The 1,265-nt window shown below is 54.9% G+C and carries 1 protein-coding gene and 1 pseudogene; one reads left to right on the forward strand and one right to left on the reverse strand.

All coding sequences use genetic code 11. The features are described 5' to 3' along the window. The first annotated feature begins 210 nt into the window (after positions 1–210). Complete coding sequence (locus ACXJ5O_RS27335) at positions 211–966, forward strand: transporter (protein WP_457302650.1); 756 nt, start codon at positions 211–213, stop codon at positions 964–966. A gap of 3 nt (positions 967–969) precedes the next feature. On the opposite strand, the pseudogene ACXJ5O_RS27340 reads toward ACXJ5O_RS27335, so the two are convergent. Further along, a pseudogene (locus ACXJ5O_RS27340) lies at positions 970–1,265 on the reverse strand (hypothetical protein); the annotation flags it as partial.

Below are 1,265 nucleotides of genomic sequence, written 5' to 3' on the forward strand. Positions count from 1 at the left end.
ATCTTGTTTATCGGGTCTTTGTGCTTTCTGGTGGTTGCTCTGTTCCGATTCCTGCAGGACGTAAGGATTGCCCTGAGCGAACTTGACCATCATCATTGAGTGTTGTTGGCGCGCACGGTCGAATAATGTTATGATATTGCAGGGGGAATTTACGTGGACATCTTCAGGAACTGGCTTTCCATCCCGGTCGCTGCGGTCACGCTGCTAGGGATGAATTGTGGCGCTTGGGCACAAGACTCAAGCGAAGACCTCGCCAAGAAATTGTCAAATCCCATTGCGTCGCTGATCAGCGTGCCGTTTCAGTTCAATTACGACAGTGGGTACGGTCCGAATGACGGCGAGAAATATTACGTCAATGTGCAGCCTGTCATTCCGTTCACGCTGAACGAGAACTGGAACGTCATTTCGCGAACCATTCTGCCGATCGCCTGGCAGGATGATATCGCCGGACCATCTGGCGATCAGTTCGGTTTGGGAGATATCACCCAAAGCCTGTTTTTCTCGCCGAAGAAGCCAACCGCTTCCGGCATCATCTGGGGTGTTGGTCCAGTCTTTCTTTTGCCGACTGCTACCGACGATTTGCTTGGCGGTGAAAAGTGGGGCGCGGGGCCAACCGCCGTTGTCCTCAAACAAGATGGCCCATGGACCATTGGTGCGCTGACAAACCACATCTGGTCGTTCGCGGGTGATGATGATCGTGAGAACATAAACGCCACCTTCCTGCAGCCGTTCGTTTCCTACACCACACCAAAGGCCTGGACATTTGCTCTCAACACCGAAAGCACCTACAATTGGGAGACCGAAGATTGGTCCGTCCCAATTAACTTCGTGGTATCCAAGCTCGTGAAGGTCAACAAACAGCCGATTCAACTTTCGGCTGGTGTCCGCTATTGGGCCGATAGCCCGGACAATGGACCGGATGGATTCGGCGCTAGACTGGCGATCACGTTTCTCTTTCCGAAATGACGCTTACTTGCCGCCGGTTGCCGCGCGCAACTGCCGAACGAGTTCGGCGAGTTGTGGATCATCCGGCCGCTGTCGTGCCAGCGCTTCAGCATATTTCAACGTTTCTGGGTAGCGGCGAAGCTTCAGTCCATACTGGATGGCCGCGCCGAGAAGATCAGCGTCAGTTTCTCCTCCCGCAACGGCAAGATCGAGCACTGTGAGAGCCTCCTCGGTGCGCCCGGCCGAATCGAGCGCAATGGCAAGCGTTGTCTTGTACCGGCTGTTGCCGGGATCAAGCCGGACAGCCTCGTCCAGCTCCC

The organism is Phyllobacterium sp. P5_D12 (assembly GCF_054049495.1).